The organism is Streptomyces sp. NPDC026673 (assembly GCF_040638135.1).
GTDB lineage: Bacteria > Actinomycetota > Actinomycetes > Streptomycetales > Streptomycetaceae > Actinacidiphila.
This window is the reverse complement of the sequence record NZ_JBEZXR010000063.1, coordinates 1-23,241: the sequence shown is the minus strand read 5'-3', so window position 1 is coordinate 23,241 and position 23,241 is coordinate 1. Positions and strand designations below refer to the sequence as shown.

Sequence of the window (23,241 nt, the reverse complement as noted above, 5' to 3'; positions counted from 1 at the left end):
ATGCAGCGCGGTGGCGAACGCGGTGACGTGGGCGGCGGGGCGGACGACCCCGATCCCGAGCACGCCCGCCCCACCGGCCGGCGACGCCGGCCTTCGACAGAGCGCGATACGTCCGTTGAGAAAAGCGGGAGCAGGGGTGGCCGAGTGGGGGTGACCTACAAGTACTTCGGCGCACCCGACGGCGCCACCGCCGCGCGGGTCCCCATTTCCATGCGACCCGAGGAGCTCGGCGGCGACGAGCTGGGCCAGGGCATGTACACCAAGGTCAAGCCGGAGACGATGGCCGCCATGGTGCTCACCGGAATCGAGGGCATACCCCCGGCCAAAGTGCCGCCCCTGGAACTGGTCGTGCTCCACCCCGACTACGCCGTCGTCAAACTGCCCCACTCCGTCGTCGAGCCGCTCCGCAAGGCCGACGAGGAGGCCCTCGGCGCCGCCGCCTTCATCTGGTCGACCGTCCCCGACCGCCGCGGGCCGCGGGACGCGTTCATGATCTACAAGATGCTCCACGAGTGGCAGGACTTCGCCCAGCGCTGCCACGAGAGCGGACACCAGCTCTACTGCCTGGTGTGGCCGTGAGGGGCGCCGGGCGAGTGCGTGCTCACTGACGGCCGCTACAGGACCACGACGACGATGCCGTTGTCGTAGCCGTAGTTGTAGCCGCCATAACCGCCGTAACCGCCGTAGTAGCCGTAGCCGTAGTCACAGTCGTCGTCGAAGTGATGGTTGTAGCGCCATCCGTAGCCCCAGTCTCCGTAGCCGCAGCCGCCATGGGTGGCCGCGGACTGCTGCGAGGCGGGGACGGCCTGTTGCGGTGCCGCGCCGGCGGCGCCGGCTCCGACGAGGGCGAGGATCGGTGCCGCGAGTGCCGCCGCGGCGACACGACGAATGGTCATGCTCTTGACGCGCATTGTCGTTCCCCTTCGAGGTGCGGAACGTCGACGCAGGTCTCTCGACCGTGCGCGCGTCGCACCGGCCGGTGCGCCCGGCACGGATGCGACGGGGGTGCGCCCGGACCTCGGGTGCGGACGCACCATCACAGACGTGAAGTGCCGGACGGGACGCGGCTCATAAGAGCCGTCGAACACATCCTCTGACATGAACCCTAAGTTCCATTACTCCCCGCAGTCAATACATAGGGTGAAATCCCCTAATTTCGGACCCCATTCATGCGGTGGGGACTTCTCCGGTCACGGAATGTGACGGAATCGGTGACGGTGCGCCATCCTCCGGTCACTCAGCACGATGCCGTCGACCGGGATTGATCGGGGCGGATCGGGCATCACACCGGTACACGGGGCGGTTCGCCGCTCCGTCCCCTGTGCCCTCGCACGGACGGAGACGAGCATGAGCGAGATCCACGAGATGCGACTGGCGGAGACGAGGAGTTCGGGCGCCGAGGAGTGGTACTGCCCGGTCTGCCGCCGGCGGATCCTGCTGCAGTGGCCGCCCCGCTACGAACTGCTGGTGCTCGAACGCGGCGACGAGAGCGTCGTGCACGCGGGCGGCAAGGGCGGTGCGTCGATAGCCGGGACCGAACTGCCCGTGGACCCGCGGCTGTTGGCCGATCCGGCCGGTCCGGCCGGTCAGGCAGGCCCTCCGGGTCCGGAGGACCGGCGCTGGCTGCGGGAGATCGGCGTCGCGTGGGACGGGGACGCCGACTCTGCCGCGTGAAACGGCACGTCACACGGTGAGCACGAGCCCGTCCACGGCGGCCGCCGGCCCACTGGGGCGGCGTCCGCCGGGCTCGCGCAGGCTCGCCGCGATCCCCAGGCGGTGCGTGCCGGACGGCAGGCCGGGCAGCGGCAGCCGGATGCCCGGATGCGGGTCCCGCGGGCCGCGGCCGCCTCCACCGTGACACCAGGGGCGGCCGGTGCCCGTCGGGGCGCCCCGCGCCGGTCGGCGCACGCCCCGCCGCGCGCCTCCCTCGTACGACGGACGGACCGAGCCCCGGACCCGCCGCCTGCGGTACGCGCGCCCCGCGGAACTGCGATCGCCGAGCCGCCGCACCGCGGACATACTGGACTACCGGCACCACAAGGGGCATGACCGATCCGGAGGCACCGCGATGCCCGTGTACGAGATGCGCGCCGAGTACGACACCGAGGACGGCGGACCGGCCGGCGGCAGCCCGCTGAAGGCCTGGCACATGGTCGAGGACGACGCCGCCACGGCGCTGTGCGGCCGGGAGCTCTCCGCCGCCGCGGCCGTGCAGCCGGAGGACGCGTGGGGGACACCGGCGGCGCAGCCGTTCTGCCACAGTTGCGGCGCCCTGTATCTGCGTCATACCGCTTGAGGCGGCGGAGCATAGCCGCTCGAACGCTTGTCCCGCATGTGGATCCCGAAATTCCGGGGCGGGTGGAATCATGTGCGGATGTTGCTCACCGAGATCGACGCCGTCAATTGGAATGCCATTCCCACGCCGCGGCCGCGCCCTCGGACCGCCGGCGGCCACGACGGGGCGAGGACCGGGCGGCCCGATCCCGCGGCCGGGCTGAGGGCGCTGGCCGCGGCGCGCGACCTCACCGCCGCCGCCTCCGCGGTGTCGACCCTGACCAGCGGCTCCCTGCGCCGCGGCCGCACCGGCGAGGTGCTCCCCGCCGCGGTGGTCGCGGCACCTTTCCTGCTGGACATCGTCGAGCGCGGCCATCCGCACGCACGGGAGTCGGCGGTCGTACTCCTCGACGGCGCGATGCGGTCCGCGCCGCTCGCCGATTTCAGCCGCTTTCGCACAACGGCCGGACATGACGCCCCATTGTGCTGCGCGATAGCCGAACTGGTCCGCGCCCGAAGGGAATCCCTGTCGAAATGCGGAAGGTCCGGGGAATACCTCCTCGCGACGAGCGACGCCCATTGGCGCTTCGACATCCGTGAGGCCGCCGGGGCGTCGGGGGACGTCCTCGCCCTCGGCACCCTGCAGGGCGCGCTGCCCGCCCCGTCCTTCGGCGGCGAGTTGCACCACGGCGGCTCGGCGACCGCGGTCGGCACCGTGACCGTCGAGTGCCCCCCGGTGCGCGGCGCCGCCGAGGCGTGTCTGCGGCTGGCCGGTCTCGCGGCCGCTCCCACGGCGGGCGACAGCCTGGCCGGCGCCGTGCTCTACCCCGGGACGTGCGGCGACCGTGAGCACTGAGCCGGCGGCGGCCTCCGCGTGGGACCCGGGCGCCGAGGGCGTCCTGCGGCTGCCGTCGGGGCGCCTGGTGCGCGGGCGAGGGCTGCGGCGGCCCCTGCCGTCCGGCCCCGAACCGGCGTTCGGGGTGTATCTGCTGGGGTACGAGCCTCCGGCGGTGGCCTGGGAGAGCCGCTGGGTGCGCTGGCCGGACTTCCGGCTTCCCTCGGACCGCGCGGACGCCACCGAGGCGCTGCGCGAGGCATGGGCGCGGTCGGCGGACGAGCGCGTGGAGGTCGCCTGCGGCGGCGGACTCGGCCGTACGGGCACGGCGCTGGCGTGCCTGGCCGTGCTCGACGGGGTGCCGCCCGGGGAGGCCGTCGGCTATGTACGGGAGCGCTACGCCCGGCGGGCGGTGGAGACTCCCTGGCAGCGCCGCTATGTGTCGCGCTTCGGCTGAGGGCGCGGCCGGAGGTGCGGCCGGAGGTGCGGCGCGTACGTCCTGACCGCGTTCTTCAGCTTCCGTAGCGAGGGGTTGACCATGGGCCGCCCCGCCACGGTCACGGTCGGCACGGTCTCGTTGCCGCCCGCCACGGAGCGCACGAAGGCGGCGGCGCCGGGGTCCCGCCAGATGTTGACCTTGGTGTGGGGCAGCCTGGTGAACAGCAGTTGCGCCCGCAGTTTCATGCAGAAGGGGCAGCCCGGCCGCCAGTAGACGACGACTCCGTGCCCGTCGGTCCGCGCGTCGCTCATGATCCCCCGATCGGCAGGCGTGGCAGCCGCGTCCCGTGCAGCCACGGGTGGAAGACCAGTGCCTCCAGCGGCTGGTCGGTGTGCTCGTGCGCCAGGGCGACGAACCGCTCGGTGGTCACCGTGCCATGCCGGTGGGTCGCGGTCCAGGCCCGCAGCAGCCGGAAGAAGTCCGGATCGCCCATGACCGTGCGCAGCGCGTGCAGGGTGAGGGCGCCGCGCTTGTACACCCGGTCGTCGAACATGCGCCGGACGCCGGGGTCGGCGAGCCGCAGGTCCTGGGGCTGGGCGGCGAGCTTGGCGTGGGCGCGGGCGGCGTTGCGGGCGGCGGTCATCTCGCCGCAGGACTCGGCCCACAGCCATTCGGCGTACGCGGCGAAGCCCTCGTTGAGCCAGATGTGCCGCCAGTCGGCGAGGGCGAGGCTGTTGCCGAACCACTGGTGGGCCAGTTCGTGGGCGACGAGACGCTCGGAGCCGCGGCGGCCGTCGACGTGGTTGCTGCCGAAGACGGACACGCCGTGTGCCTCGACGGGGACCTCCAGCTCCTCGTCGGCCACGACGACCGCGTACTCCCCGAAGGGGTAGGGCCCGAAGAACTCGGTGAAGGCGGCCATCATCCGCGGCTGGCGGCCGAAGTCGTGGGTGAAGTCGGCGGTAAGGCGCGGTGGTACGGCCGCCGGCTGGGGTATCGGGCCGCCGAGGTGGTCGATCAGCTCGTACTGCCCGATCTGCACCGTCGCCAGGTACGGCGGCATCGGCTCCGGCTGCTCGTACACCCAGGTCGTCGTGGACGCGCCGACCTTGTACGACTCCAGGCTGCCGTTGGCGACGACCGTGTAGGGCGAGGGCGCGGTCACCGTGATCCGGTAGCCCGCGCGGTCGCCGAGATGGTCGTTGCAGGGGAACCAGGAGGGCGCGCCGATCGGCTGGCTGGCGACGAGCGCGCCGTCCTCCAGCTGCTCCCAGCCGAGGTCCCCCCAGTCACGGGAGCGGACGGGCCTCGGGTTGCCGACGTAGCGGACCTCGACCGTGAACGGGCCCTCGGGGAGCGCCTTCGCCGGCTTCACCCGGAGCTTCCCCGCGCGGTGGGTGTAGCGGACGGGGCGGCCGTCGACGAGGACCCGGTCGAGGCGGAAGGCGCCCAGGTCGAGGCTGAACGCGGAGAGGGCCCGGTCCGCCACCGCGGAGATCCGGGCCCGGCCCGACAGGCGGTTGGCCGCCGGGCGGTACTCCAGTTCCAGGTCGTAGTGGGTGACCCGGTAGCCGCCGTTGCCGTGCTCGGGGAAGTAGGAGTCCGCGGACACCTCCGCCCCGGGCGTGGCGGGGACGACGGCCCCGCCACGCACGCGCTTGCCGTTGCTCACCCTGTGCGGGCCCCCTCTGTGTGCCAGGCGGAGATCGGGTTGCCGAGCCAGCGGGTGCCCTCGGGCACGCTCTCGCCGCGCATGACGAGCGAGGCGGGGCCGATCGCGCTCCGCGCGCCGACCGCCGCGCCGGGCAGCACGATGCCGTGCGGGCCGAGGGTGGCGCCCTCCCCGAGTACGACCTCGTCCATGCGCATGATCCGATCGTGGAACAGATGTGTCTGTACCACGCAGCCGCGGCCGACGGTCGCGCCGTCCCCGACCCGGACCAGGTCCGCCTCCGGTAGCCAGTACGTCTCGCACCATACGCCGCGCCCGATCCGGGCCCCCAGGCACCTCAGCCACAGGTTCATCAGCGGGGTGCCGCCGACCGCGCCGACCAGCCACGGCACGGCCAGCACCTCGACGAAGGTGTCGGCCAGTTCGTTGCGCCACACGAACGGGCTCCACAGCGGGCGTTCGCTCACCCGCACCCGCCCGACCAGCAGCCACTTCATCGCGACGGCCACCGCGCAGGCGGCCGCGCCCGCACCCGCGAGCAGTACCCCGCCGGCGGCGAGCGCCACCGGCACCCCGTACCGGGCCGCCACCGCCGCGTAACCGGCGAGCACGAGGACGATCAGCGCGACCGCGCACATCACGGGGACGACCCGGCACAGCTCGACGGCCGCGCGGGCCAGCACGAGCCGCCGGGGCGGTGCGAAGGTGCGGCTGCGGTCACCCGCCTCCGGGACCCGGGGCAGTTTCATCGGCGGCATGCCCAGCCAGGAACTGCCCGCCTTGGCGCCCTTGGGCGTCGCCGAGAGCACGCCGACCAGGCCGTTCTTCGGCACCGAGCGGCCGGGGGCGGTCATGCCGGAGTTGCCGAGGAAGGCCTTCTTGCCGATCCGGGCCTCGGCGATGCGCATCCGCCCGCCGCCGAGTTCGTAGGAGCCGACCATCGTGTCGTCGGCGAGGAAGGCCCCGTCGCCGACGGAGGTCATGGTGGGCAGCGCCAGCACGGTGGACGCCTCCACGCGGCGGCCGACCTTCATGCCGAGCGCCCGCAGCCACACCGGTGTCAGCAGGCTGGCGTAGAACGGGAAGAGGTGCGCGCGGGCCCGGTCCATCAGCCGGGCCGTCGTCCAGGCCTGCCAGGCCACCCGGCCGTGCACGGGGTGGTGCCCCTCGCGCAGCCCGACGCCCAGCAGCCGCACCCCGGCCACCACCAGCAGCGCGTACGTCAGCAGCCAGGCGAGCGCCGCCGGGGGGACGGCGGCGAGCGCGGCGGGCAGCGGCGCGCCGCCGGCACCGCGCAGGAACCGGGCGAGCAGCAGCAGGCCGGGCAGCGCGGCGGCCGCGGGCAGCAGGTCGAGAACGAAGGCGGTCGCCTCGTACGCCGCCGACCAGCGCAGCCGGCGCGGCGGCCGCGAGTCGGGACCGCGCTGCGGGACCTTGCCGGTACGGACGGCCGGGACCCCGCCCCAGCGCTGCCCGGCCCGTACGGCGCCCGTGACCGCGGAGCCCGGGGCGATCTCGGCGCGCTTGCCGATCCGTGCGCCGGGCAGGAGCGTGCTGCGCGAGCCGACGCTGGCGCCCGCCCCGACGCGGATCTTGCCGAGGTGCAGCAGGTCGCCCTCGAGCCAGTGCCCGGACAGGTCGACCTCGGGCTCCACGGCGCTGCCCTTGCCGAGCTTGAGCATCCCGGTGACCGGCGGCAGGGAGTGCAGGTCGGCGCCGTCGCCCACCTTGGCGCCCAGCGCGCGGGCGTAGTGGGTCAGCCAGGCACCGGTGAGCTGGCCGGCGCCGCTGACCTGCGCGAGGCGTTCGGCGGCCCACAGGCGCAGGTGCACCGCGCCGCCACGCGGATATGTGCCCGGACGGACCCCGCGCAGCAGCAGACGGGCGCCGCCCGCGGAGACGGCGACGCGGCCGGCGGGGCTGATGAACAGCGCCCAGCCGAGCAGCACCCACCACCAGGAGACGGCCGGGATCCACGGGAACGGGCCGAGCAGGCGCAGCGCGTTGCCGACGGCGGCCGCGACGACGCCCCAGCGCAGCCCGGCCAGGGCGAACAGCGGGAGCATCAGGACGAGCTGCGCCGCGGCGCTCCGGCGCGGCACCGGCCGTACCGGACGCGCCGCGGTGCGCCGCGCGTCGGCCTCCTCCAGCCGGGCGGCGAGCGCCCCGAGGGTGGGGTGCTGGTAGATGTCGCCGACCGCGGCCGCGGGGTAGCGGGTGCGCAGCCGCGAGACGAGGCGGGCGGCCGCCAGGCTGCCACCGCCGAGCGCGAAGAAGTCGGCGTCGGGCCCGGTCACGGGCGCGCCGAGGAGCTCGCCCCACAGCTCGGCGAGCCGGCCCTCGGCGCCGGTGAGCTCCGCGGCCGGTGTGCCGAGCCCGGGCAGCGGCCAGGGCAGCGCGTCCCGGTCGACCTTGCCGGAGGTGCGGGTCGGCAGGGTGTCGACGACGGCGATCAGCGGGACGAGGGCGGCAGGCAGCGCCTCGCGCAGCCGGCCGAGTGCGTCGGCCTGGTCGAAGTCCCCGGTCACGGCGACGTAGCCGACCAGGACCTGGTCGCCGCCCTTGGTGGTCCGTACGGCGGCCGCCGCGCCGGCGACGGCGGGCAGCGCCTGGAGGGCGGCGTCGATCTCGCCCAGTTCGATGCGCCGGCCGCCGAGCTTGATCTGCTCGTCGGCGCGGCCGACGAAGACCAGGCCCTCCGTCTCAGCGCGGACGAGGTCGCCGCTGCGGTAGGCGCGGTCCCAGCCGAGGGCGGGCAGCGGGGCGTACTTCTCGGCGTCCTTGGCGGGGTCCAGGTAGCGGGCGAGGCCGACCCCGCCGATGACCAGCTCGCCGGTCGCGCCCATCGGCAGCGGTTCCCCGTGGGCGTCCACCACGGCCAGCTCCCAGCCGTCCAGGGGCAGTCCGATGCGGACCGGGCCCTCGCCGGTGAGCTGGGCGGCGCAGGCGACGACGGTGGCCTCGGTCGGGCCGTAGGTGTTCCACACCTCACGGCCCTCGACGGCCGTTCGCTCGGCCAGTTCGGGCGGGCAGGCCTCGCCGCCGAAGATCAGCAGGCGGACGTCGTCCAGCGCCTCGACCGGCCACAGCGCGGCCAGGGTCGGGACGGTGGAGACGACCGTGATGCCCTGCTCGACCAGCCACGGGCCGAGGTCCAGGCCGGTGCGGACGAGGGAGCGGGGCGCAGGCACCAGGCAGGCGCCGTGCCGCCACGCCAGCCACATCTCCTCGCAGGAGGCGTCGAAGGCCACCGACAGCCCGGCCAGCACCCGGTCGCCGGGTCCCAGCGGCTCGTCGGCGAGGAAGAGCCGGGCCTCGGCGTCGACGAACGCGGCGGCGGAGCGGTGGGTGACGGCGACGCCCTTGGGCCTGCCGGTGGAGCCGGAGGTGAAGATGATCCACGCGTCGTCGTCCGGCCCGGGGCGGCGGCCGACGGTGCCGTGCGGCGCGGCGCACGGGGTGATCGTGAGGTGCTCGCCGACGACGGCGCAGACCTCCGCCTCGGAGAAGACCAGCTCGGCGCGTTCGTCGGGGTCCTCCGCGTCGACGGGCACATACGCGGCGCCCGCGGCCAGCACGGCGAGGATCGCCACGTACAGGTCGGCGGTGCCCGAGGGCACCCGTATGCCGACCCGGTCACCGGCGCCGATGCCGGCGTCCGCGAGGCGGCGGCGCAGGCGCTCGGTCGCGGCGGCCAGGGCGCGGTAGCCGAGCGTCGTGGTGCCGTCGTCGACGGCGGGTGCGGTGGGGTGCGCCCGGGCGGTGGCGGCCAGGATGCCGAGCAGGGTGCGTTCGGGGGCGGCCTGCGCGGCCCGGAAGAGCGCCGGGCGGGGCGGGGCGAGGACCGGGGCGGGGCCGATGCCCGCGGCCGGATCCGCCGGCAGGGTGAGCGGCGGCTCGAGGAGCGTCATGCGCCGCTCCCCCGCCCGGGCGACCCGGCCGCCGGTGGTGCGGCGGTCGACGCGGAGCGCACCGTGTACCGGTCGTTCTCGGCCGAGGACGTACGCATGTCGAACCCTCCACAGACTTGGGACTGCTGCGATGCCGGTCAACCTCGTCCGGCCGGCCGGGAGCCGCGGTGCCCCGGCGCGCGGGGCGCGGGCCCGTGCGGCGTCCACGCCCGGTGCGGCCCCTGTCCGTGGTCGTCCCGAACCGGACGACGGCCGGCCTCGCACCTGACGTCACATATGGCGAACAGGGAGTTTACCGGTCGTTAATCGGACGTGCCTGCCGAAAAGGAGCGCCGTGGCGGGTCTCACAGCGCGCGACCGTCCTGACGCGGCCTCAAGCCTCCTCGTACGCACGTGCGAAGAGGCCGCCGGGCGGCCGCCGGAGCGGCGTACGGCCGGGCACTCCCGACCGGTGCGGTGATCGGCCATCCGTCACATCACGTTGACGGACGAGCGCTTCCGGGCAGCTCCGGCGTGACCGCGGTCGGTCCCGGCGCCGACCCGTGCAGACTCGGTCCCGCCTGGCGGCGCCGCGACGCGCGCTCCTACCCTCGGCACCCCGGAGACCAGGGGGTGAGGATCGGTGCCTGCCGCGGATGTGCGGGTCGTCCCGGTACAGCGGATGCGACCCGGCGACCACGCGTTCGTCAGTTACGACAGCGACGACATGCGCTGGGACGTCCTGTCGGCGTTCGCCCGGCTCGGGCTCGCCGCCGGCGAGCGCGTCATGGTGTTCGCCGCCCCCGGGGTGCCCGACCGCGAGGTGCTGGCGCACCTGGCGCCGGCCGACGACGCCGGGGACCCGGAGGCGTGGGTGGAGTCGGCGCGGCAGCGCGGCCAGTTGGTGCTGAGCAGCATGCGGGCGCTGATCCGTCCGGACCGGGAGTTCACTGCGGCGCGCCAGCAGGGCCGGATCGCGGAGGAGACCGACCGCGCGGTCCGGGACGGGTACGCGGGCCTGCGGGCGTACATCGACATGCACTGGGTGCGAGACATGGGCGCGCCCATCGACGTGATGATGCACCGCGAGACCCACGCGGACCACCTCTTCGCCGAACGGCCGTACGCGGAGATCTGCGCCTACGACCGCAGGTGGTTCACCGGGGATGTGCTCGACGCGATGGCGCAGGCGCATCCGCGCAATCTGCTGACCCGGCTCGGCACGCTGTACGCGACGCACGCCGACGGCCTGCTGCGGCTGCTGGGCGAGGCCGACCTCGGCACGCGGGAGCGCTTCCGCACGGTCGTGGGCCGGGCGCTGGAGCGGACCCCGGAGGGCGGCCGGCTCGTACTGGCCCTGCGCGACCTGCACTTCCTCTGCGCGGGATGCGCGACCGACCTGCTGACGCTGGCGGCCGCCGCCGGCGGCCGGGAGGTCCGGGTGGAGGTCCGCTGCTCGGCCTTCCACATGACGCTGCTGCGCAGACTCGGGGCGGCCACCGTGCCCGGGCTGACGCTGATCGAGGTGAGCGGCTGATGCTGGAGGAACTGCGCGAACCGTCCCCCGGCGATCCGTCTCCCGGCGATCCGTCCGCCGACGGCTGCTGGCTGGAACGCGACTTCACCGAGGGCGACCTGCCCAGACTGCGGGTGCTGGCCGAGGAGTTCGCGACATGGGCGGGGCTCCCGGTCGCGCGCCGCGGCGAGTTCGTCCTCGCCGTGAACGAGGTGGTGTCCAACGCCATCACCCACGGGGGCGGCCGGGGGCGGCTGATGCTGCGGCGGACCGACGGGGAGGTGCAGTGCCGGGTCACCGACGCGGGGCCCGGCTTCAGCGTCGCCGTCATCCCCGAACTGCTGCCGGGCCTCGACTCGCACTGCGGCCGGGGACTGTGGTTGGCCCGCCTGGTCACCGACCGCCTCACGGTCGGCGCGGGCGTGGTCGGCGCGGTCGTCACCCTGGCGATCCGGCTGGGCTGAGGGGCGGCGCCCGGGACGCGTACCCGGGGGGCGGGGGCGGGGCGCGGGGCCGAACACGCCGTTGCGTCAGGGAAGTACGGAAGGGCCGCCCGGCCGGGGCAGGCGGATCCCGCCCTCGACGAAGGACTGCCCGTGCGGCGGCGAACGCTTCCGCCGCCGGCTGTCGGGGACCTGGCCCCGGCGCCTCTGGGGGACGCGGCCGGTTGCACGCGGGGCGAGGCGGGAGGGGCGGGGGCACGGCACGGACGGCGGGGGCTTCCCCGGAGTTCCCCGTGGGCGAGGACGCCGTTACGGCGGTGGCGGCGCGACCGCGGCCGGGTCGCTCCCGAGGGCGCGCACGCTCCCCTCCGCCCCGCCGTGCGCGAGGGCGCCACGCGGGCGCGGCTGAACGTTCCCGTACCGGCGTGCGTATCCCCTCCCGTACCGCACAGCAGCCAATGGTGAGGACCGGCCGATGAACAGTCAGAGCAACGTCCCCTTCCAGGGCCTTCACGCACTCCCCGACGGCGAGGCGGAGTTGCCGCTCGTCGTGCATCTGCGCTGGGAGGATCTCGCGGCGCTCGGCCGTGAGGCGAGCCGGCTGGCGGTACGGCTGCAGCGGCCGGTGAGCCTCGACGAAGCGGCGGGGCACCACCTGCGAACCCGCTTCGGGCTGAGCCACGCGCCGGACAAGGACGAACACGGGAAGACCGAGGCGACCCGCACCGTCACCGCGGCGGTGCCCTCCGCCGCCGCCCCGATGGCGATCGCCCCGGGCGGCGCGCAGCAGTCCGGCGGCGCCCACGCGGCGCCGGCCCACACCGGCGCCCACACCGGCGCCCACGGCACCACCCACGCGGCACCCTCGCACAGCGGCGCCCACACCGCCGCGCACACACCCGCACCGGCGGCCGGCAGCACCGCGGCGCAGGGCGGTCCGCAGCCGGACCACCCCGGCAAGGTGGCACCGCTCGGCGGCCGGAACATGGTGGAGCAACCGACGACCGCCGCCGGATGACCCCCGGCGGGAGCCGGGGGTCATCCGGGGATCCCGTGAAGGTCCGGGCCCCTCGTCGCCGTTGCCTACGGCCGGAGCCGGGCGCCGGCCTCGCGCTCCTGCTTCCCCGACGCCCTCAGCTCGGCGACCCATCGGCCGAGGGTGCCGCGGACGCGGTCGGCGTGGTCCGCGGGGTAGCCTCGCGGACCGCACTCGACGACCAGGATCAGGCCGAGGTAGACGCGGTAGAGCGCCAGCCGGTGCAGCGTGGACGGCCCGAAGTCCAGGTCGCCGCCCGCCTCGCGGTAGCCGGCGACGAGGTCGCTGTCCGGGCCGGTGTCACCGCCGAAGGCGAGGGAGACCAGTTCTGCCACCGGGTCGCCCCAGAAGGCCCGTTCGTGGTCGATGATCCCGGTGACGGCGGTGCCGTCCTCGGCGACGAAGACGTTGCCGGGCCACAGGTCGAAGTGGACGAGCCGCGGTTCGGTCACCTCCGCCAGTGCGTCCGCGCCCCGCGCGACGAGTTCACGGATCTCGCCGGACGCGACGCCGAGCGGTGTGCGCCAGCGTGCGGCCTCCTCCAGCATCGCCTCCACCATGGCGCCGAACGCGGTAGGCCAGTCGGCGGCCGACAGCTCCGCCTCGGGTGCGGGGTAGCCGTACCGTCCGTCGTCGGAGGTGAGCGTGTGCAGGCGCGCGACGATCCGGCCGAGTTCCCGGCGCAGCGCCGCCTGCCGGTCCGCGGGCAGCCGGTCGGCGGCCTTGTCCCAGGGCGTGCCGGACAGCACCGAAAGCGCCGTGAACTCCGGCGCCGCGTGGAGGAGTTCGGGCAGCGGCACGCCGTCCAGGGTTGCCATGCGGCGGTGCGCCATGACCTCGGTGGCCATGATGCCGCGCTCGTAGCGCAGCACCGCGGCGTCCGGCGGCGGGGCGATCTTCACCACCGCCGGACGCCCGTCGTCGAGCCGCACCCGGTACGCGGCGTTGAACCAGCCGTCCGTCAGCTCGGCCTCCACGGTGCAGCCCACGCCCGCCGAATCCCGGAGCAGGTCGGCCAGTTGGGCACCGGTGAGGGAGCGTTTCGTCAGGCTCTTCATGCCCCCGCATGCTATGAGAGCGCTCCCACGCTGTCATCGGCCATACCGGACGAAGCCGCGGTCGGCGTCGGCCGGACGCCGCCCCCACGCGCTCGTATCACCGGCCGGCCGCCGGGCCCCGCGCCTCCGGCGAGGTCACTGCCGGGCGCGCCGGCGACGCCCCTCCACCGCCCTCGCTCCGGCGGCGGAGCCCCGTGGCGCAGCCGGATTCCCCGGACGCCCGGGTACACCCGTCACTTCCGGTACCGCAACCCCTACGCGCCTGGTCTGTTCCCGGGCCACTTTCATATGGCAATCTCATCTTCGCGTCGTACGCTCAGGCACCACATCCCCCACGTCCACCTCCTCAGCCCCCACGTTCCTCAGGATCGACGAAGAGAAGACCGCCGTGGCGTCCCTGCCCCTCACCCTGGCGGCTCGTCTGCTGCCCACCGCGATACTGGCCATCGTCGGCTGGACGATGGCCTCCTCATCCCACGAGGACGCCGGCCGTACGTCGGCGAGCGGATCCCAGTCCGGATCGGCCGCGCCCTCCGGATCGGCCCCCGGCTCGAAGTCCGGCTCCGACTCGGACTCGGAATCCGGCTCCGGCTCCGACTCCGGTAAGGACGGCTCCAAAGACGAGCCCGCCACGTACGCGAAACCGCCTGCGCCGTGCACCGCGATCAAACCCGCGACGATCAAGAAGCTGGTGCCCGAGGCCAAGACGGCGGGCAAACAGCTGTCCCTCACCGACCCGTCCCACCGCACGGGCTGCTCGTGGAACGCCCTCAAGGGCTTCGACTACCGATGGCTCGACGTGACCTTCGAGGTCTCCACGAACAGTGGCGGCCAGGACGGCGAAGCGGCGGCGAAGGCCTCCTACAAGCGGCTGAAGAAGGCGACCGAGGCGACCGGCATCGGCGACGAGGCCTCCGTGTCCGTGGAGCTGACGACCGAGGACAAGCAGCAGACCCGCGAGGCGGTCGTGGTCTTCCGCAAGGGCAACGCCGTTGTCACCGTGACCTACAACGGCAGCGACTTCGAGACCAAGAAGGCGCCCGACGACTCCAAGGTCCGCGACGCCGCCCTGACCGTCGCCAAGGACGCGCTGGCCGGGCTGGGCCCGGGCACCAACGTCGAGGGCGACCAGAGCGCCTGAGCAGCCCCTCCCGCGCCGCGCCGCCGGGCGACCGGCGACGCGGCGCCCTGCTCAGTGGTGGCCCGAGCGCGTCCCCGGCGCGGCGTGACGACGCGGCCGGTGGGAGCGATGGGGCCGGCACCCTTGGCTGGCACCGGAGTTGAGCGGCCGTGAGACGGGACGGACCACACCGCCGGCGAGCAGGACGCGGGACGTCTGCCGCGCGCCGGAACCGCGGCGTCGGCCCCCGGTCGGGCGGGACCGGATCCCCCTGCGCGTGCTGCGCCGCGCCCCGCGCGACTCGGGCCGGGTGACGCGCCGCCGCCCGGCGACGTCTGCCGCGATGCCGTACGCCCAGCGCCCTGCGAACGTCCGGCGCCCGGGCCGTCCGCGCGGCGGGATGCGGACACCGAGCGGGGCGTCCGCGGCACCGGCTCAGGGCTCCGGCGCGCCGACGACGTCCCGCGGTCGTCCGCCGTCCAGGAAGTCCGTGACGTTCCGCACGGCCGCCAGCCCGATCCGGGCCACGGTCTCCCTGGTCGCGCCGCCCGCGTGCGGGGAGAGCACGACATTGGGCGCGCGCAGCAGGCGCAGCCCGGCCGGCGGCGGCTCGGGGTCGAAGACGTCGATCCCGGCGCCGGCCAGGCGTCCGGACTCCAGCGCGTCGGCGAGCGCGTCCTGGTCGACGACCCCGCCCCGCGCGGTGTTGAGCAGGAAGGCGGTGGGCTTGAGCAGCGCCAGCCGCCCGGCGTCGAGCAGATGCCGCGTCCCGTCGGTCAGCGGAACGTGGACGGACACGTAGTCGGCGGCGGCCAGCAGTTCCTCCAGCGGGACGCGGCGGGCCGCGAGCCGCTGCTCGGTCTCGGCGGCGGCGGGCCGCGGCGAGGCGTAGAGGACGGTCATCCCGAAGGCGGCGGCGCGCCGGGCCACGGCCTGCCCGATCGCGCCGAGGCCGATGACGCCGAGGGTCCTGCCGTTCAGCTCGGTGAGGGAGTGCCGCAGCAGGGACAGCGGCCATTCGCCGCGGGACAGCGCGGTGTGCGCGGGCACGATCCGCTTGGCGAGGGCGAGCATGAGCGCGAAGGTCTGTTCGGCGACGCTCTCCGTCTCCGCCCCGCTGGAGCCGATGGTGCAGACGACGGCCCCGCGGGCGCGGGCCGCGGCGACGTCCACGTGCTCGTGGCCGTGGCTCGCGCACTGGATCAGTTCCAGGGCGGACGCTCGGGCGATGTGCTCGCCGGTCACGGGCCCGAGCCCGGTCATGATGACGTGGGCCGCGGCCAGGGCCTCCGGGTCCTCGTCGGCGGACTCGGCGACGGTGACGCGGGCCCTGCCGTCGAGGAGCCCGGCCAGCGCGGCCCCCACGGAACGGCCTCCGACGTGCGGCGCGATCACCACGAGGATGTTCTTCGGCTCCATGCGTCGTCACTCCCTTGCGCGCGGCAGGTGACTCTGCCGAGCATGCCACCGCGGCCGCCCCGCCGCGTCACGGTGCCGCGGCCGTCAGATACCGCTGGACGGTGGGCCCCAGCCAGGCCACGACCTCCTCGCGCGGCATCGCCACCGCGGGCGGGAAGCACAGGACGTACCGGCTGACGGCCATGCCGAGGATCTGCGAGGCCACGAGCACGGCGCGGTCCGTCGCCCGGCCGGGCTCCGGATCGGGGCACAGGGCGGCGGCGATCGGGGCCAGCTGCCGCTTGAAGATCGTCTGCATCCGCTCCGAGCCGGCCGGGTTGGTGACGCCGACGCGCAGCAGCGCGGTCAGGGTCTCGTCCTCCTCCCAGCGGTCGAGAAAGTGCGCGACGAGTACGGCCCCGATGTCCCCGGGAGGGATCGCGGCCACATCGGGCAGCCGCAGGTCGAACTCGGACGCGGCGGCGAAGAGGCCCTCCTTGTTGCCGTAGTAGCGCATGACCATCGAGGGATCGATGCCGGCGTCCTTGGCGATCGCGCGGATGGTCGCGCGCTCGTAGCCGTCGGCGGCGAACCGGTCGCGGGCGGCGGCCAGGATCGCGGCGCGGGTCGCGTCGGAGCGGCGGGGGGCGGGTGACGTCATAGCCATGCCCACAATTGTAGGCCAACACCTGTTGACATCACCGGAGAGGCAGAGTTACGTTTGCCAACAAGCGTTGACCAACACTTGTTGGCAAACAAGTGTTGACACCCCGAGGAGGCCGCCATGACGACCGAGCACCGCACCGACACCCCCCGCCCCGGCACCGGAGACGGCACCGGGGACGCGGCCGGAGTCCTGGTCGTCGGCGCGGGCCCCACGGGCCTGCTGCTCGCCGGGGACCTCGCCGCCGCCGGCGTCCCCGTCACCGTCCTCGAGCGCCGCGCACCGGGTCACGGCAACCTGAGCCGGGCCTTCGGCGTCCACGCCCGCACCCTCGAACTCCTCGACGCCCGCGGCCTCGCCGACGAACTCGTCGCCACCGGCCACCGGCTGCGCGGCCTGCGGCTCTTCCGCCGGCTCTCGCTGGACCTGGCGGAACTGCCCTCGCGCTTCCCGTACCTCCTGATCACCCCGCAGTACGAGGTCGAGCGGCTGCTGGAGCGCCGCGCCCGCGCCGCCGGCGTGCGCTTCGAGCACGGCGCCGAGGTCCTCGCGGTACGCCAGGACGGCGACGGCGTCGCCCTCGACGTCCGCGACGCCGACGGCACCGTCACCACCCGCCGTGCCGCCTACGCCGTCGGCACGGACGGCCACCGCAGCGCCGTCCGGACCGCACTGGGCCTGCCCTTCCCGGGCCGTTCCGTGATCCGGTCGATCGTCCTCGCCGACGTCCGGCTGGCCGAGCCGCCCGAGGGCCTGCTCACCGTCAACGGCACGGGGGACGCCTTCGCCTTCATCGCGCCGTTCGGCGACGGCTGGTACCGCGTGATGTGCTGGGACCGCGCCGGCGAGCGGGCGGACGGCGAACCGGTCGGCCTCGACGAGGTCCGCGACATCACCCGCCGCGCCCTCGGCACCGACCACGGCATGGCCGAGGCCCGCTGGCTCTCCCGCTTCCACAGCGACGAGCGCCAGGTGCCCGTCTACCGCACCGGCCGCGTGTTCCTGGCCGGCGACGCCGCTCACGTCCACTCCCCCGCCGGCGGCCAGGGGATGAACACGGGCCTCCAGGACGCCGCCAACCTCGGCTGGAAGCTCGCCGCCGTGGCCCGGGGCCGGGCGGCCGACGCCCTGCTCGACACCTACCAGGCCGAACGCCACCCGGTGGGCGGCATGGTGCTGCGCAGCAGCGGCGGCATCATCCGGCTCGCCATGGCCCACAACCCCGCCCAGCGGGCCTTCCGGGACCTGGTCTCCCTGGCCGTCGGCCACCTGCCGCCGCTCCGCCGCCGGGCCATGGGCGCGATCACCGGCATCGGCATCGCCTACCCCGCCCCGCGCGGCGCCCACCCCCTGACGGGCGAACGCGCCCCCGACCTGCCGCTGCGGGAGGGCCGGCTGTACGAGGCCCTGCGCGCGGGCCGCTTCGTGCTGGTCAGCCCCGCGGGCGAGGAGGACGGTCCCGGCGACCCGCGTGCCGTCCCCGCCACCCGTGCCGACGGCGGCCGCACCACCCTGCTCGTCCGCCCCGACGGCTACATCGCCTGGGCCGCCGACGGAGCGGGGCCCGGCCCTCGCGACGCGGCCCTCACCGAGTGGGTCGGGGCGGCCTGACCGACTCCCGGCCGCCCGCGGACCGCCGCGTCCGACGACCGGCGGCGCCGCCGGCCCCGCCCAGCCCAGCTGACCGCGGACCGCGGACCGCGGACCGCGCCGAGAGCGCTCCGCGCCACCGCGCCTATGCTGCAGACGTAGGCGGGCACTTGCCCCTCCCGACCTCCCGACCGGCGAAAGGCAGCACGACCATGAGCCCCCGTACCGCAGTCGTGACCGGCGCGAGCAGCGGCATCGGTGCCGCCACCGCCCGCAGGCTCGCCGAAGCCGGCTATCACGTCGTGCTCACCGCCCGCCGGGCCGACCGCCTCGAGGCCCTCGCCAAGGAGATCACCGCCGCGGGCCACTCCGCGGCCGCCGTCGCCCTGGACGTCACCGACCGCGCCGCCGTCGACGCGCTCGCCGCCTCGCTGGACCGGGTGGACGTCCTGTTCGCCAACGCCGGCGGCGCCCTCGGCGTGGACCCGGTCGCCACGGCGGACCCCGAGGACTGGCGCACGATGTACGAGGTCAACGTCCTCGGAGTGCTCCACACCGTCCAGGCGTTCCTCCCCGGGCTGATCGCCTCCGGCGACGGCACCGTGGTCGTGCTGTCCTCGACGGCCGCCTTCACCCCGTACGAGGGCGGCGGCGGATATGTCGCGGCCAAGCACGGCACCCACGCCCTCGCCGGCACGCTCCGCCTCGAACTGCTCGGCGAGCCGGTCCGGGTCGTGGAGATCGCGCCCGGCATGGTGAAGTCCGAGGGCTTCGCCCTCACCCGCTTCCACGGCGACGAGGAGAAGGCCGCCGCCGTCTACGCGGGCGTGGCCGAGCCCCTCACCTCCGAGGACATCGCCGACACCGTCACCTGGGCGGTCACCCGCCCGGCCCACGTCAACGTCGACCTGCTGGTCGTCCGCCCCCGCGCCCAGGCCGCCCAGCACCGGGTGCACCGCGAGCCGTAGGCCCCAGGGGCCCCGGCGGCCTCAGAGGCCCAGCGCGAGCAGGGTGCCCCGGGTGGCCACGACGACTTCGTCGGGGTGGCCGTCCGGGCCCGCCGGCCACAGCCCGCAGACGCGCCGGCTCACGGCCCTGCGCGCCACCACCCGTCCGGCGAGGTCGAGGCGCAGCACGGTGCCCTGGTCGCCGCCGACCAGGAACCCCGACCCCGTGGGAACCACGCCTTCGGCCGGTCGCTGCCGGAACTCGACCCGGCGGCGGAGCGACCCGTCGGACGGGTCGACGACGGCGTACCCCCCGGGTTCGCGCAGCCAGAGCAGTCCGCCCGCGTACTCGACGGGGGCGGCCATGAGGGCGGTGTCGTGGCGCCGGAGGGTGCGCACGGTCCCGCGCTCCATCCGCACCTCCACGACGGTGCCCGGTCCGCAGCGGACCAGGACGCGGTCGTCCGCCCCCCGGCAGAAGGCCGCCCCGGCGTCCACCGGGGTCAGCGGTTCCGGCAGCTCCCACCGGGCCCGCTCCGCTCCGTCCCGCATCCCCACCAGGCGCAGACGGGTCCCGCTGTCCGCGCCGACGAGGGCGCAGTCCCCGACGGCCAACGGCAGGACGGTGTCGTGGCGTTGACCGGTGCTCCACAGCCGGTGGCCGGTGCGCAGGTCGAAGGCGCACAAGGGCGAGTATCCGCGCCAGCCGCCGACGAGCACCGTGCCCGCGCCGACCGTGATGTGCCCGGTGAAGGGCCGCAGGGCCGCCTCCCAGAGCGCGGCCCCGGTCGCGAGGTCCCGGCAGCGCAGGACGTCGCTGTCCTGGGCGATGCCCAGCACACGGTCACCCGCCACCACGACCGAGCGCGGCCAGAGACCGAACGGCACGTCCCACCGGACGGTCCCGTCCCAGCGGTCCAGGCATACCAGCCGGCTCCACCGCTCGTGCACGACGAGCCGGTCCCCGGCCACCGCCAGTGTTCGCGGGCTGACGCGCTGGTGCAGCGTCCGCTCCCACAGCGTCCCCTCGCGCATCACCGCTCCGCTCACCGCCACCACCGGGTCGGCGGGTCCGGGGCGGCTCACGGCCCCGGACCCGCCGGCCGGGATCAACCCTTGACGCAGACGACCTGCTTGAGCTTCGCCACGACCTCCACGAGGTCCCGCTGCTGCTCCATCACCTTCTCGATCGGCTTGTAGGCACCCGGGATCTCGTCCACGACGCCCGAGTCCTTGCGGCACTCGACGCCCTTGGTCTGCTCCTCCAGGTCCCGCGTGGAGAACCGCTTCTTCGCCGCGTTGCGGCTCATCTTGCGGCCCGCGCCGTGCGAGGCGGAGTTGAAGGCGTCGGGGTTGCCCAGGCCGCGGACGATGTAGGAACCGGTGCCCATGGAGCCCGGGATGATCCCGTAGTCGCCGCTGCCCGCCCTGATCGCGCCCTTGCGGGTCACGAGCAGGTCCATGCCCTCGTAACGCTCCTCCGCCACGTAGTTGTGGTGGCAGGAGATGACCTGGTCGAAGCTGACCTTCGCCTTGCGGAACTCGCGCCGCAGCACCTCCTGGAACAGGGCCATCATGATCGCGCGGTTGCGCTTCGCGTAGTCCTGCGCCCAGAACAGGTCGCGCCGGTAGGCCGCCATCTGCGGGGTGTCCGCGATGAAGACGGCCAGGTCGCGGTCGATCAGGCCCTGGTTGTGCGGCAGCTTCTGGGCCTCGCCGATGTGGTACTCGGCGAGTTCCTTGCCGATGTTGCGGGAACCGGAGTGCAGCATCAGCCAGACCGCGCCCTCCTCGTCGAGGCAGACCTCGATGAAGTGGTTGCCGGAGCCGAGCGTGCCCATCTGCTTCGTCGCGCGCTCGTGCCGGAACCTGACGGGCTCGGCGATGTCGTCGAAACCGTCCCAGAAACCGTCCCAGCCGGCCGCCGAAAGGCCGTACAGCCGGGCCGGGTCGACGGCCTCGCCGTGCATCCCGCGGCCGACCGGGATGGCCTGCTCGATCTTGGAGCGGAGCCGCGAGAGGTCACCGGGCAGGTCGTTCGCGGTCAGCGAGGTCCGGACCGCGCTCATGCCGCAGCCGATGTCCACGCCGACCGCGGCCGGGCAGACCGCGCCCCGCATCGCGATCACCGAGCCGACGGTGGCGCCCTTGCCGAAGTGGACGTCGGGCATGACGGCCAGCCCCTTGATCCACGGCAGGGAGGAGACGTTGCGCAGCTGCTGCATGGCGACGCCCTCGACCGCGGCGGGGTCGGTCCACATGCGGATCGGCACCCGCACTCCGGGCACTTGTGTGTACGACATCTCGATCCCCCAGGGTCGAACGGTGAAATCCATCAAGGAACGACAGGCAAAACGACAAACAACACGTCTCAATGGAAAGCGAAATAAAGGGCGAAGTCAGCCATACAGCCCCATGATCCGGCGACGGCCGCAGCGCGTGCGGTAGACATTGTGTCTACCCGTCGCCTACCCCCGCCAAGGGATTTACGCGGGCGCCGGACCACCGCCGGAGGAAGGGGCCAGCTCAGTGCAGCCATCGGGAGACCGTGTCCACCGGGTGCGGGGACTGCTGGCCGGGGCCTGCTCGGCCGCGCTCGCCATCGCCGCGCTGGCCGGGTGCTCCGGGTCCGGCGGCTCCGGGGACGGGGCGCGGAACGGCGACGCCTCGGGCGACCGGCAGACGGCCCCGGCGGCCCCGCCCGGCCGGTACCGCGTGCTGCCCGAGCCATGCGGCTCGATCTCCCCGGAAACGCTGCGGAAGCTCGTCCCGGACGCCGAGGACTCCGCGGGCGAGGCGACCGTGACGTTCGACACGGACCGCAAGGCCGGCTGCAAGTGGACCGGCCGCACCGAGCTCGGCAACCGCTTCCTCCACATCGACCTCGAGCGCGTGGTGTCGTACGACACATCCGTCAGCGACGAGAGCCAGGCCAAGGCCGACTACGACACCCGCGCCGTCGAGGCCCACATCCCCACCGCCACGACGCCGACCGAAGCCGCCGGCTCCCCGTCGGGCATCCCGTCCGGCTCCCCGTCGGGCACCCCGGATACGCCCAGGTCGGAGGGGCCGAGCCCGACGGCGTCGGGCGCCTCCTCGCCGTCCGCGACGGCCACCGGCGACATCTCCCCGCGCACGCTCGACGACCTCGGCGACGGGGCCTTCCTCAACGACGTCCTCAAGGACCAGGACTCCGGGATCCACCGCGACATCACCGTCGTCTTCCGCATGGCCAACGTCCTGGTCACCGTCGAACTCTCCCAGTGGTCGACGGACAAATCGGTCGAACCGCCCAGCGAGGAGCTGCAGCTGGGAGCCCGCCGGGTGGCGGCGGAGCTGGCAGATCAACTCGACGAATGAGGCGAACCGCGTAGTCTGGCCGTTTGTGCCATGACATGACACGCAACGAAATGAGCGAAGGATCCATGCACCGATCAGCCCCGCACCTCGCCCGCCTGCTCGCGGTCGCGGCCGTGCCGGTGATGCTCGTCGCCGGCTGCTCCTCCGGCTCGGACTCGTCGAAGGACGACGCGCAGAAGGCGGCCGCCGCCTCGGCCCCCGCGTCGAAGTCCGCGTCACCGTCACCCAGCGTCGCCCCCGCCAAGTACGCCCAACTCCCCGACCCCTGCCGGGTCATCGGGGAGAAGACCGTCAAGTCCCTCGTCCCGAAGGCGAAGAAGGCGGCGGGCACCCCCGCGCACTCCGCCGAGCGCGACGAGCGCGGCGGCTGCTCCTGGAACGGCCTCGACGGCTACCAGTACCGCTGGCTCGACATCTCGCTCCAGCGCTACGAGACGGTCGCCGGCCTCGGCTCGGCCGAGGAGCAGGCGAAGGAGCGCTACGCCGAGCAGGTCGCCGAGGCCGGCCGGGTCAAGGGCGCCAAGAGCGAGCCGGTGACGGTGAACGGTGTGTGGGACGCGGGCACCGCGGTGACCTCGTCGGCCAAGAAGGACAAGGAGGAGTACCGGGACGTCACGGTCGTCGCCCGCACCGGGAACGCCGTGCTGGTGCTCACCTACAACGGCGCGGGCCTCGAGGACGCCAAGACCCCGGCCGCGTCCGGTCTGCGCGCGGACGCGCTCAAGGCCGCCAAGGAGGCGGCCGCCTCCGTCGCGGCGGCGAACGCGTAACAACTGCCTGATCCGCTGTACCGATTCACCACGTTTGGGCAACCTGCCCGTTGACCCGTGTGGCACGCTTGGCTGGCCAGTTTCCGAGCCTGGGAGGGTCGCGGGTGTCCGCGATACGCATGAACCGGACGCACCGGATCCTGATCGGTGTGGTCGTCACCGGCGCGGTGGTCATCGCCGCGATCGGCTTCGCGGGCTCGTACGCGGCCGTGCGCGAGCTGGCGCTGCG

At 74.4% G+C, this 23,241-nt stretch carries 22 protein-coding genes and 1 pseudogene; 13 read left to right on the top strand and 10 right to left on the bottom strand.

What is annotated here, in order from left to right; genetic code table 11:
* Window positions 1–579 carry a hypothetical protein gene (locus AB0F62_RS32030; RefSeq protein ID WP_361807252.1) on the top strand — a complete coding sequence of 193 codons (579 nt, stop codon included), beginning with the start codon at window positions 1–3 and terminating at the stop codon, window positions 577–579.
* Between the two features lie 35 nt (window positions 580–614).
* Here AB0F62_RS32030 and AB0F62_RS32025 read toward each other — a convergent pair whose 3' ends face one another.
* The gene (locus tag AB0F62_RS32025; RefSeq protein WP_361807249.1) at window positions 615–896 is read right to left on the bottom strand and encodes a hypothetical protein; all 282 of its coding nucleotides are present in this window, start codon (window positions 894–896) and stop codon (window positions 615–617) included.
* A gap of 451 nt (window positions 897–1,347) precedes the next feature.
* Between AB0F62_RS32025 and AB0F62_RS32020 the strand changes: the two genes are divergently transcribed.
* Window positions 1,348–1,674, top strand: a complete 327-nt coding sequence (locus tag AB0F62_RS32020; protein ID WP_361807246.1) for a hypothetical protein — start codon at window positions 1,348–1,350, stop codon at window positions 1,672–1,674.
* A gap of 9 nt (window positions 1,675–1,683) precedes the next feature.
* Here AB0F62_RS32020 and AB0F62_RS32015 read toward each other — a convergent pair whose 3' ends face one another.
* Window positions 1,684–1,908 carry a hypothetical protein gene (locus AB0F62_RS32015; protein ID WP_361807243.1) on the bottom strand — a complete coding sequence of 75 codons (225 nt, stop codon included), beginning with the start codon at window positions 1,906–1,908 and terminating at the stop codon, window positions 1,684–1,686.
* Window positions 1,909–2,068: 160 nt separating this feature from the next.
* Between AB0F62_RS32015 and AB0F62_RS32010 the strand changes: the two genes are divergently transcribed.
* The 3 genes from AB0F62_RS32010 to AB0F62_RS32000 all read left to right on the top strand — a co-directional run bounded on the left by AB0F62_RS32010 (window position 2,069) and on the right by AB0F62_RS32000 (window position 3,566).
* Window positions 2,069–2,296, top strand: coding sequence for a hypothetical protein (locus AB0F62_RS32010; RefSeq protein WP_361807240.1), 228 nt, complete (start codon window positions 2,069–2,071; stop codon window positions 2,294–2,296).
* 78 nt (window positions 2,297–2,374) lie between these two features.
* Window positions 2,375–3,130, top strand: a complete 756-nt coding sequence (locus tag AB0F62_RS32005) for a hypothetical protein (RefSeq protein ID WP_361807237.1) — start codon at window positions 2,375–2,377, stop codon at window positions 3,128–3,130.
* On the top strand, window positions 3,120–3,566 hold the full coding sequence (locus AB0F62_RS32000) for a protein-tyrosine phosphatase family protein (RefSeq protein WP_361807234.1): 447 nt from the start codon (window positions 3,120–3,122) through the stop codon (window positions 3,564–3,566). Before AB0F62_RS32005 ends, AB0F62_RS32000 begins: the two co-directional genes overlap by 11 nt.
* On the opposite strand, the gene AB0F62_RS31995 is transcribed toward AB0F62_RS32000, so the two are convergent.
* The 3 genes from AB0F62_RS31995 to AB0F62_RS31985 are packed head-to-tail and all read right to left on the bottom strand — an operon-like array spanning window position 3,545 to window position 9,131.
* Window positions 3,545–3,859 carry a glutaredoxin domain-containing protein gene (locus AB0F62_RS31995; RefSeq protein WP_361807231.1) on the bottom strand — a complete coding sequence of 105 codons (315 nt, stop codon included), beginning with the start codon at window positions 3,857–3,859 and terminating at the stop codon, window positions 3,545–3,547. The two genes, AB0F62_RS32000 and AB0F62_RS31995, sit on opposite strands and share 22 nt — an antisense overlap.
* Window positions 3,856–5,220 (bottom strand): M1 family metallopeptidase, encoded by a 1,365-nt coding sequence (locus tag AB0F62_RS31990; RefSeq protein WP_361807228.1) that lies wholly within the window; start codon window positions 5,218–5,220, stop codon window positions 3,856–3,858. The genes AB0F62_RS31995 and AB0F62_RS31990 overlap by 4 nt, the downstream gene beginning before the upstream one ends.
* On the bottom strand, window positions 5,217–9,131 hold the full coding sequence (locus AB0F62_RS31985; protein WP_361807224.1) for a Pls/PosA family non-ribosomal peptide synthetase: 3,915 nt from the start codon (window positions 9,129–9,131) through the stop codon (window positions 5,217–5,219). The genes AB0F62_RS31990 and AB0F62_RS31985 overlap by 4 nt, the downstream gene beginning before the upstream one ends.
* A gap of 622 nt (window positions 9,132–9,753) precedes the next feature.
* Between AB0F62_RS31985 and AB0F62_RS31980 the strand changes: the two genes are divergently transcribed.
* The 3 genes and pseudogenes from AB0F62_RS31980 to AB0F62_RS31970 all read left to right on the top strand — a co-directional run.
* Complete coding sequence (locus tag AB0F62_RS31980) at window positions 9,754–10,647, top strand: MEDS domain-containing protein (protein ID WP_361807221.1); 894 nt, start codon at window positions 9,754–9,756, stop codon at window positions 10,645–10,647.
* Window positions 10,647–11,090, top strand: coding sequence for an ATP-binding protein (locus tag AB0F62_RS31975; protein ID WP_361807218.1), 444 nt, complete (start codon window positions 10,647–10,649; stop codon window positions 11,088–11,090). Before AB0F62_RS31980 ends, AB0F62_RS31975 begins: the two co-directional genes overlap by 1 nt.
* Before the next feature lie 454 nt (window positions 11,091–11,544).
* Window positions 11,545–11,733: pseudogene (locus AB0F62_RS31970) on the top strand (hypothetical protein); the annotation flags it as partial.
* 419 nt (window positions 11,734–12,152) lie between these two features.
* Here AB0F62_RS31970 and AB0F62_RS31965 read toward each other — a convergent pair.
* Entirely contained in the window at window positions 12,153–13,163 is a 1,011-nt protein-coding gene (locus AB0F62_RS31965) for an aminoglycoside phosphotransferase family protein (RefSeq protein WP_361807215.1), read from the bottom strand.
* 388 nt (window positions 13,164–13,551) lie between these two features.
* Here AB0F62_RS31965 and AB0F62_RS31960 point away from each other — a divergent pair, with 388 nt between their 5' ends.
* The gene (locus AB0F62_RS31960) at window positions 13,552–14,304 is read left to right on the top strand and encodes a hypothetical protein (protein ID WP_361807212.1); all 753 of its coding nucleotides are present in this window, start codon (window positions 13,552–13,554) and stop codon (window positions 14,302–14,304) included.
* 414 nt (window positions 14,305–14,718) lie between these two features.
* Here the strand turns inward: AB0F62_RS31960 and AB0F62_RS31955 are convergent, their stop codons facing one another.
* Together AB0F62_RS31955 and AB0F62_RS31950 are read right to left on the bottom strand one after the other, a co-directional pair.
* Window positions 14,719–15,702 (bottom strand): NAD(P)-dependent oxidoreductase, encoded by a 984-nt coding sequence (locus AB0F62_RS31955; protein ID WP_361807209.1) that lies wholly within the window; start codon window positions 15,700–15,702, stop codon window positions 14,719–14,721.
* Between the two features lie 67 nt (window positions 15,703–15,769).
* Window positions 15,770–16,348, bottom strand: coding sequence for a TetR family transcriptional regulator (locus AB0F62_RS31950; RefSeq protein ID WP_361807206.1), 579 nt, complete (start codon window positions 16,346–16,348; stop codon window positions 15,770–15,772).
* Window positions 16,349–16,465: 117 nt separating this feature from the next.
* Here AB0F62_RS31950 and AB0F62_RS31945 point away from each other — a divergent pair, with 117 nt between their 5' ends.
* Together AB0F62_RS31945 and AB0F62_RS31940 are read left to right on the top strand one after the other, a co-directional pair.
* A complete protein-coding gene (locus AB0F62_RS31945) occupies window positions 16,466–17,956 on the top strand; it encodes an FAD-dependent oxidoreductase (protein ID WP_361807203.1) in 1,491 nt (496 codons plus the stop codon).
* Between the two features lie 191 nt (window positions 17,957–18,147).
* Window positions 18,148–18,903: an SDR family oxidoreductase gene (locus tag AB0F62_RS31940; protein ID WP_361807200.1), complete on the top strand. Its 756-nt coding sequence runs from the start codon at window positions 18,148–18,150 to the stop codon at window positions 18,901–18,903.
* 21 nt (window positions 18,904–18,924) lie between these two features.
* Here AB0F62_RS31940 and AB0F62_RS31935 read toward each other — a convergent pair whose 3' ends face one another.
* Window positions 18,925–19,968 carry a PQQ-binding-like beta-propeller repeat protein gene (locus tag AB0F62_RS31935; protein WP_361807197.1) on the bottom strand — a complete coding sequence of 348 codons (1,044 nt, stop codon included), beginning with the start codon at window positions 19,966–19,968 and terminating at the stop codon, window positions 18,925–18,927.
* Between the two features lie 23 nt (window positions 19,969–19,991).
* Window positions 19,992–21,185 carry an RtcB family protein gene (locus tag AB0F62_RS31930; protein ID WP_361807335.1) on the bottom strand — a complete coding sequence of 398 codons (1,194 nt, stop codon included), beginning with the start codon at window positions 21,183–21,185 and terminating at the stop codon, window positions 19,992–19,994.
* Between the two features lie 226 nt (window positions 21,186–21,411).
* On the opposite strand from AB0F62_RS31930, the gene AB0F62_RS31925 reads away from it, so the two are divergent.
* Both AB0F62_RS31925 and AB0F62_RS31920 read left to right on the top strand, forming a co-directional pair.
* Window positions 21,412–22,242 carry a hypothetical protein gene (locus AB0F62_RS31925; protein WP_361807194.1) on the top strand — a complete coding sequence of 277 codons (831 nt, stop codon included), beginning with the start codon at window positions 21,412–21,414 and terminating at the stop codon, window positions 22,240–22,242.
* Between the two features lie 65 nt (window positions 22,243–22,307).
* Window positions 22,308–23,012, top strand: a complete 705-nt coding sequence (locus AB0F62_RS31920; protein ID WP_361807191.1) for a DUF3558 family protein — start codon at window positions 22,308–22,310, stop codon at window positions 23,010–23,012.
* The last annotated feature ends 229 nt before the right edge of the window (window positions 23,013–23,241 follow it).